General features: G+C 58.2%; 6 protein-coding genes. 2 read left to right on the top strand and 4 right to left on the bottom strand.

The window, feature by feature from the left end; translation table 11 throughout:
* Nucleotides 1–311: 311 nt before the first annotated feature.
* The 4 genes from leuD to leuA are packed head-to-tail and all read right to left on the bottom strand — an operon-like array spanning nucleotide 312 to nucleotide 5,004.
* Nucleotides 312–914 carry a 3-isopropylmalate dehydratase small subunit gene (leuD, locus tag VGC33_RS18310; RefSeq protein ID WP_331122211.1) on the bottom strand — a complete coding sequence of 201 codons (603 nt, stop codon included), beginning with the start codon at nucleotides 912–914 and terminating at the stop codon, nucleotides 312–314.
* Between the two features lie 12 nt (nucleotides 915–926).
* A complete protein-coding gene (gene leuC / locus VGC33_RS18315; RefSeq protein ID WP_331122212.1) occupies nucleotides 927–2,327 on the bottom strand; it encodes a 3-isopropylmalate dehydratase large subunit in 1,401 nt (466 codons plus the stop codon).
* Nucleotides 2,328–2,332: 5 nt separating this feature from the next.
* Nucleotides 2,333–3,424: a 3-isopropylmalate dehydrogenase gene (gene leuB, locus VGC33_RS18320; RefSeq protein WP_331122213.1), complete on the bottom strand. Its 1,092-nt coding sequence runs from the start codon at nucleotides 3,422–3,424 to the stop codon at nucleotides 2,333–2,335.
* A gap of 2 nt (nucleotides 3,425–3,426) precedes the next feature.
* On the bottom strand, nucleotides 3,427–5,004 hold the full coding sequence (gene leuA / locus VGC33_RS18325; RefSeq protein WP_331122214.1) for a 2-isopropylmalate synthase: 1,578 nt from the start codon (nucleotides 5,002–5,004) through the stop codon (nucleotides 3,427–3,429).
* 591 nt (nucleotides 5,005–5,595) lie between these two features.
* On the opposite strand from leuA, the gene ilvI reads away from it, so the two are divergent.
* Nucleotides 5,596–7,317, top strand: a complete 1,722-nt coding sequence (gene ilvI, locus VGC33_RS18330) for an acetolactate synthase 3 large subunit (protein WP_331122215.1) — start codon at nucleotides 5,596–5,598, stop codon at nucleotides 7,315–7,317.
* A gap of 2 nt (nucleotides 7,318–7,319) precedes the next feature.
* On the top strand, nucleotides 7,320–7,817 hold the full coding sequence (gene ilvN, locus VGC33_RS18335) for an acetolactate synthase small subunit (protein WP_331122216.1): 498 nt from the start codon (nucleotides 7,320–7,322) through the stop codon (nucleotides 7,815–7,817).
* Nucleotides 7,818–7,855: the final 38 nt, after the last annotated feature.

Genomic DNA, 7,855 nt, shown 5'->3' on the forward strand with positions numbered 1-7,855 from the left:
GCCGCCAGGGACCGCGCAGCGGCGCACGATCTGCCGGCAGCCCGGGAGTTGAGAGGGCCGGGCTAGCGGCCCTCTCATCGCTTGCCTGCACCAGGCAACAGGGAACGCCGCCGCCCGCGGCAAGTGAAACCCGCTCCCAGCCCACCTACGCCGCCCACGGCAAGTGAAACCCGCTCCCAGCCCACCTACGCCGCCCACGGCAAGTGAAACCCGCTCCCAGCCAATCAACGCCGCCCACGGCAAAATCCATCCGCCCAGCCCACCAACGCCGCCCACGGCCAAAGCGAACAAAGCGAATTACCGCCTCTCATTTATTGTAAAAACGCCGGCTGGCTTGCCTCATAATCCGCAATCGATCCCTCATGCTGCAGCGTCAGACCGATGCTATCCAGGCCGTTAACCATACAATGCTTGCGAAATGCATCGATTTCAAACGCATAGATCTTATCACCGGCAAGCACCCGCTGATGTTCCAAGTCCACCGTGAAGGTAACGCCTTCATTGGCTGCGACCAGGGTGAACAGTTCATTCACCTGCTCCGCCGGCAAGGCGATGGGCAGCAGTTGGCTGTTAAAGCTGTTGCCGTAGAAGATATCGGCAAAGCTTGGCGCGATCACCACCTGGAAGCCGTAATCGGCCAGGGCCCAGGGGGCATGCTCGCGCGACGAGCCGCAGCCGAAGTTTTCCCGCGCCAGTAAAATGCTGGCTCCGCGATAGCGCGGTTTATTCAGCACAAAGTCGGGATTGGGCACCTGGCCGGCGTCGTCGAGAAAACGCCAGTCGTTAAACAGATGCTGGCCGAAACCGGTACGGGTGACTTTTTGTAAAAACTGCTTTGGAATAATGGCGTCGGTATCCACGTTGGCGGCATCCAGCGGCGCCACCAGCCCGGTGTGTTGCGTAAATTTTGCCATAAAGCTGTCTCCTTAATTCAATTCACGAATATCGGCAAAATGACCGGTAACCGCCGCCGCCGCCGCCATGGCCGGGCTGACCAAATGGGTCCTGCCGCCGCGGCCCTGGCGGCCTTCGAAATTACGATTGCTGGTGGACGCGCAACGCTCGCCGGGATTGAGGCGATCGTTGTTCATCGCCAGGCACATGGAACAGCCGGGCAAGCGCCACTCAAAACCGGCGTCGAGAAAGATTTTGTCCAGGCCTTCGGCTTCCGCCTGGGCCTTGACCGGGCCGGAACCGGGCACCACGATGGCCTGCACGCCGGTGGCGACGCGGCGTCCCTTGGCGATAGCCGCCGCCGCGCGCAAATCCTCGATACGCGAGTTGGTGCAGGAACCGATAAACACTTTATCAATCGCCACATCGGTCAGGCGAATGCCCGGCTGCAAATCCATATAGGCCAACGCCTTGGCGGCGGAGTTGCGTTCCGCCGGATCGCTGAACGAGTCGGGCGACGGAATAATCTGGTTGATGGCGATCACCTGACCTGGGTTGGTGCCCCAGGTCACCTGCGGCGCGATATCGTCGGCGCGCAGGGTGACCACGCTGTCGAATACCGCATCGTCGTCGGACTTCAGGGTGTTCCAATAGGCCACCGCATGCAGCCAGTTATCGCTTTTCGGCGCGAACTGGCGGCCCTGCAAATAGGCATAGGTGGTATCGTCGGGCGCCACCAGTCCAGCCTTGGCACCCATTTCTATCGCCATATTGCACAGCGTCATGCGGCCTTCCATACTCAGGGAGGTTATCGCCTCGCCGCAGAATTCCACCACATGGCCGGTGCCGCCGGCTGAGCCGATTTTACCGATGACCGCCAGCACGATGTCCTTGGCGGTTATGCCAGGGGCGGCGTGGCCGGTGACCTCGATTTTCATGGTTTTGGCCCGGCCCTGTTTCAGGGTCTGGGTGGCCAGTACGTGCTCCACTTCCGAGGTGCCGATGCCGAAGGCCAGCGCGCCGAAGGCGCCGTGGGTGGCGGTATGGGAATCGCCGCAGACGATGGTCATGCCCGGCAGGGTCATGCCCTGCTCGGGACCGATCACGTGGACGATACCTTGGTAAGGGTGGTTCAGGTCATACAGCTGGACGCCGAATTCCGCGCAGTTTTTTATCAATTCCTGCATCTGGATACGGGCCATCTCGCCGCTGGCGTTAATGTCCCGGGTCTGGGTGGAGACATTATGATCCATGGTGGCAAAGGTTTTTGACGGCTGGCGCACGGGGCGGCCCATGGCGCGCAGGCCGTCGAACGCCTGCGGCGACGTCACTTCGTGCACCAGGTGGCGATCGATATACAATAAAGGTGTTTCTTGCGGCGCTTCGTAGACCACATGCGCATCATATAATTTTTGATATAACGACTTGCCCATACTATTTATGCCCCCTGAGTAATATAACCGGCGATAATGCTGCCCATCTCATCGGTACCCACCGCGGCGCCGTCGCCGGCCAGATCGGCGGTGCGGTGGCCGGCTTCCAGCGCCTGGTTTACCGCCTGTTCAATGGCGTCGGCGGCATCATCCAGGCCCAGGCTGTAGCGCAGCAGCAGCGCGATGGACAGGATTTGCGCCACCGGATTGGCCAGGTTTTTGCCGGCGATGTCCGGCGCGGAACCGCCCGCGGGTTCGTAGAGCCCGAAGCCCTGTTCGTTGAGGCTGGCGGAGGGTAACATGCCCATCGATCCGGTGATCATCGCGCATTCATCGGACAGGATATCGCCAAACAGGTTAGAGCACAGCAGCACGTCAAACTGGGACGGGTCCTTGATTAACTGCATGGTGGCGTTATCAATATACAAATGCGCCAACGCCACGTCCGGATAATCCCGGGCGATTTCATTGACGATTTCGCGCCACAAAATCGAGGTTTGCAGCACGTTGGCCTTATCGATCGAGGTGACTTTACCGCGGCGCTTGCGCGCGGATTCAAACGCGATGCGCGCGATACGCTCGATTTCGAAGCGGTGGTAAACCTCGGTATCGAACGCGCGCTCATGCATGCCGCTACCTTCCCGGCCTTTGGGCTGGCCGAAATAGATGCCGCCGGTCAGCTCGCGCACGCACAGGATATCAAACCCGCGCGCGGCGATATCGGCGCGCAGCGGACAGAAGTCCTCCAGCCCCGGATACAGCCGCGCCGGGCGCAGGTTGCTGAACAGTTTGAAGTGTTTACGCAGCGGCAGCAACGCGCCGCGTTCAGGCTGCTGTTCCGGCGGCAGGTGTTCCCATTTCGGGCCGCCCACCGAGCCGAACAATATCGCGTCGGCCTGCTCGCAGCCGTTTACCGTGGCGGCGGGCAACGGGTTGCCGTGGCGATCGATGGCGGCGCCGCCGACGTCGTATTCGCTGGTGGTAATGCGTACGTCAAAGCGTTGGCGCACGGCGGTTAAGATTTTATAGGCTTGCGCCATGACTTCAGGGCCAATACCGTCGCCCGGCAATACCGCTATATGATATGTCTTGCTCATGTTCACACCGTTTCCTGATAATCCCGTTTATTGTTTTGTCCTTGCAGGCGCTGCAGCTCGATTTCGACCTGCCGCGCGCGCCAGATGCTGTTCATCACATGTATCATCGCCTTGGCGGAGGATTCGATGATATCCGTGGTCAGGCCAACCCCGTGGAAGCGGCGTCCGTGATAATCCACCACGATATCCACCTGGCCCAGCGCGTCGCGGCCGTGGCCTTTGGCGGTCAGCTGATATTTCTGCAACGTGATGGGATAGCCGGTGATGCGGTTCAGCGCCTGGTAGACCGCGTCCACCGGGCCGTTGCCGGTTGCCGCTTCTGATTTGGTTTCCTCGCCGCACACCAGCTTGACCGATGCGGTGGCCATATCGTTGGATCCGGACTGGACGCTGAAATAGTCCAGCCGGAAATGTTCGGGTTCTTCCTGCTGCTTGCTGATAAACGCCAACGCCTCCAGGTCGTAATCGAACACCTGGCCTTTTTTATCCGCCAGCTTGACGAACGCGGTATAGAGTTCGTCCAGGTTATAATCCTGCTCCTGATAGCCCATCTCCTGCATGCGGTGTTTCACCGCCGCCCGGCCGGAGCGTGAGGTCAGGTTTAACTGCACTTCCTTCAGGCCGATGGTTTCCGGCGTCATGATTTCGTAGTTCTGGCGATTTTTCAGCACGCCGTCCTGATGGATGCCGGAGGAATGCGCGAAGGCATTGGCGCCCACTATCGCCTTGTTGGCCGGGATGGGCATATTGCACAGTTGGCTGACTATCTGGCTGGTGCGGTAGATTTCCTGATGGTTGATATTGGTGTGTACGCCCAGAAAATCGGCGCGCACTTTAATAGCCATGATCACTTCTTCCAGCGCGGTGTTGCCGGCGCGTTCGCCGATGCCGTTCAGCGTGCCTTCGACCTGCCGGGCGCCGGCCTGGACCGCGGCGATGGAATTGCCGGTCGCCATGCCCAGATCGTCGTGGCAATGCACCGAAATAACGGCTTTATCAATATTGGGCACGCGCTCATACAGGGAGGTGATGATGCCGCCGAACTGTATCGGCGTGGTGTAGCCGACGGTATCGGGAATATTAATGGTGCGGGCGCCGGCGTTAATCGCCGCTTCGACGATGCGGCACAGATTGTCGATCGGGGTCCTGCCGGCGTCTTCACAGGAAAATTCGACATCGTCGGTATAGTTGCGCGCGCGTTTTACCGACTGCACCGCCATGTCCATGACCTGATCAAAACTGCGCCGCAGTTTGGATTCAATATGCAGCGTGGAGGTCGCCAGGAACACATGGATTCGGAAAGCCTCGGCAACGCGCAGCGCTTCGGCGGCCACGTCGATATCTTTCTCCACGCAGCGTGCCAGGCCGCAAACCCGGCTGTTCTTGATGTGGCGGGCAATGGTCTGCACTGATTCAAAATCGCCCGGCGAGGAGACCGGGAACCCCACTTCCATCACATCAATACCCATTCTTTCCAGAGCCAGGGCAATTTGCAGTTTTTCTTTCACACTCAGGCTGGCTTGCAATGCTTGTTCACCGTCACGCAGCGTGGTATCAAAAATAATAACTTGTTGGCTCATGATTAATCCTATCTTGGTTTTTTTGAACGCAGTTTCAGTACAGGCAGCGCAGGCAAAAAAAAACCCGCGCTGTGCGCGGGTTCTCTAGCTGGGACGAATGAGTCAGTTCTAAACTCCGTGTACCAGCGTACCGCGCATCGACAGTGCGAGTAGTAGTAGGCCTAGTAGACGGAAAGAAGTGAACATATTGGATCAGCGTCCCAGTTCTGAATGAGTAATGGTATTTATTGGTACAGGATTCATCGCATCGTGTCAATATTTCATACGCAAAGCTTATCACGGTCCCCTTTTCGTGATGATGTAATGCAAAAAGCAACATGCTGTTATTATTGCTCCAGGCAGTGAGGTGGAGTTTCAGATGCGCTAAAGGCAGTCTTTTATAGCGTTAAAACAGCATCGGCCAGGGTAAAAATTATTATCCATGGCGGCGTGCTGATTTTTGCTATTTGCCTGGCTTATCATCTGGCGTTATCGTTACCGGTCATAAATTAATAACAAAAATATTTCAGGGGCAGCATTTTCCTTCCCTGTGCCAAGCGACAGCGGCCTGTGGCCGCTGCGAAGAACCTACGTAAGCCTGGAGGCAAACCCATGGAGATGTTGTCAGGAGCCGAGATGGTGGTCCGGTCGTTAATCGACCAGGGCGTGAAGCATATATTCGGTTATCCCGGCGGGGCCGTACTGGACATCTACGATGCGTTGCATACGGTAGGTGGGATTGAGCATATCCTGGTGCGTCACGAACAGGGCGCGGTCCATATGGCCGACGGCTATGCCCGCGCCACCGGTAAAGTGGGCGTGGTGCTGGTGACCTCCGGTCCCGGCGCCACCAATGCCATTACCGGCATTGCCACCGCCTATATGGATTCCATTCCGCTGGTGGTGCTTTCCGGTCAGGTGGCCAGTTCGCTTATCGGTTTCGACGCCTTTCAGGAATGCGATATGGTCGGTATTTCCCGCCCGGTGGTTAAACACAGCTTTTTGGTGAAAAAGAGCGAAGATATTCCCGGCATCCTGAAAAAGGCCTTTTACCTGGCCGCCACCGGCCGACCCGGCCCGGTGGTGATTGACGTGCCCAAGGATATCGTTAATCCGGCGAATAAATTCCCTTATATGTACCCGGATTCGGTTTCTTTGCGTTCCTATAATCCGACGGTACACGGCCACAAAGGGCAAATACGCCGCGCGCTGCAAACCCTGCTGGCCGCGGAGCGCCCGGTTCTGTATACCGGCGGCGGCGCGATAACCGCGGGTTGTCATCAGGAACTGCGCTTGCTGGCTGAAAAACTCAATATTCCGGTCACCTCTTCGCTGATGGGACTGGGCAGTTTCCCCGGCACCCATCGCCAGAGCCTGGGCATGTTGGGAATGCACGGTACCTATGAAGCCAATATGGCCATGCACCGCGCCGATGTGATTTTCGCCGTCGGGGTGCGTTTTGACGATCGCACCACCAATAATTTATTAAAATACTGTCCGGATGCCACGGTGTTGCATATCGATATCGATCCGGCCTCTATTTCCAAAACCGTCACGGCGGATGTACCCATCGTCGGCGATGCGCGCCAGGTGCTGGCGCAGATGCTGGAGCTGTTGGAGCAGGGGGATAATAACCCACAGCAGTTCGACGCGCTGCGCGACTGGTGGCGGGATATCGAGCAGTGGCGCGCCCGTCATTGTCTGGATTACGATCACAGCAGCGGCAAAATCAAGCCGCAGGCGGTGATCGAAACCCTGTTCCGCCTGACCGGCGGCAAGGCTTATGTGACCTCGGATGTCGGCCAGCACCAGATGTTCGCCGCGCTGTATTATCAATTTGACCAGCCGCGCCGCTGGATCAACTCGGGCGGCCTGGGCACCATGGGCTTCGGGCTGCCCGCCGCTCTGGGCGTTAAGCTGGCGCTGCCCGACGAGACGGTTATCTGTATTACCGGCGACGGGAGCATCCAGATGAATATCCAGGAACTGTCGACGGCGCTGCAGTATGGCCTGCCGGTGGTGGTGGTCAGTCTGAACAATCGTTATCTGGGCATGGTGAAGCAGTGGCAGGATATGATCTATTCCGGCCGGCATTCCCAATCCTATATGGAATCTCTGCCGGACTTCGTTAAACTGGCGGAAGCTTATGGGCACGTGGGTATTTCCATTCAGTCCCCGGACGAGCTGGAAAGCAAGCTGGCCCAGGCGTTGGCGCAGAAGAATCGTCTGGTGTTCGTGGATGTGATGGTTGACGGTACGGAACATGTCTATCCCATGCAGATTCGCGGCGGCGGCATGGACGAAATGTGGTTAAGCAAAACGGAGAGGACCTGATCATGCGCCGGATTTTATCAGTATTGCTGGAAAACGAGTCGGGCGCGTTATCGCGGGTGATCGGGCTGTTTGCCCAGCGCGGCTACAATATCGAGAGCCTGACCGTGGCGCCGACCGACGATCCCACCTTGTCGCGGATGACCATTCAGACCATGGGCGACGCCAAGGTATTGGAGCAAATCGAGAAACAGCTGCATAAGCTGGTGGATGTACTGCGCGTCAGCGAGCTTGGGCAAGGGCAGGGCACTCATGTCGAGCGGGAAATCATGTTGGTGAAGGTGCAGGCCGAGGGCGCCGCGCGCGAGGAGGTGAAACGCTGCGCCGATATTTTCCGCGGCCAGATCGTGGATGTGACCTCGTCGCTGTATACCGTCCAATTGGCGGGCGCCAGCGATAAGCTGGACGCCTTTTTGTCCACCATTCGCGACGTGGGGGTTATCGTTGAGGTGGCCCGGTCCGGGATCGTGGGACTGGCGCGCGGCGATAAGGTGATGCGCTAAACATCACGGCAAGGGTTTGGCTGGCGGTTTGCGGTGGG

It is taken from the genome of Acerihabitans sp. (genome assembly GCF_036398755.1).
In the GTDB taxonomy this organism is placed as follows: domain Bacteria; phylum Pseudomonadota; class Gammaproteobacteria; order Enterobacterales; family Enterobacteriaceae; genus Acerihabitans.

Bases quoted from the DNA above. Each gene is read 5' to 3' on its own strand.
- leuD (WP_331122211.1), bottom strand. From the start codon at position 914: ATGGCAAAATTTACGCAACACACCGGGCTGGTGGCGCCGCTGGATGCC.
- leuC (WP_331122212.1), bottom strand. From the start codon at position 2,327: ATGGGCAAGTCGTTATATCAAAAATTATATGATGCGCATGTGGTCTAC.
- leuB (WP_331122213.1), bottom strand. From the start codon at position 3,424: ATGAGCAAGACATATCATATAGCGGTATTGCCGGGCGACGGTATTGGC.
- leuA (WP_331122214.1), bottom strand. From the start codon at position 5,004: ATGAGCCAACAAGTTATTATTTTTGATACCACGCTGCGTGACGGTGAA.
- ilvI (WP_331122215.1), top strand. From the start codon at position 5,596: ATGGAGATGTTGTCAGGAGCCGAGATGGTGGTCCGGTCGTTAATCGAC.
- ilvN (WP_331122216.1), top strand. From the start codon at position 7,320: ATGCGCCGGATTTTATCAGTATTGCTGGAAAACGAGTCGGGCGCGTTA.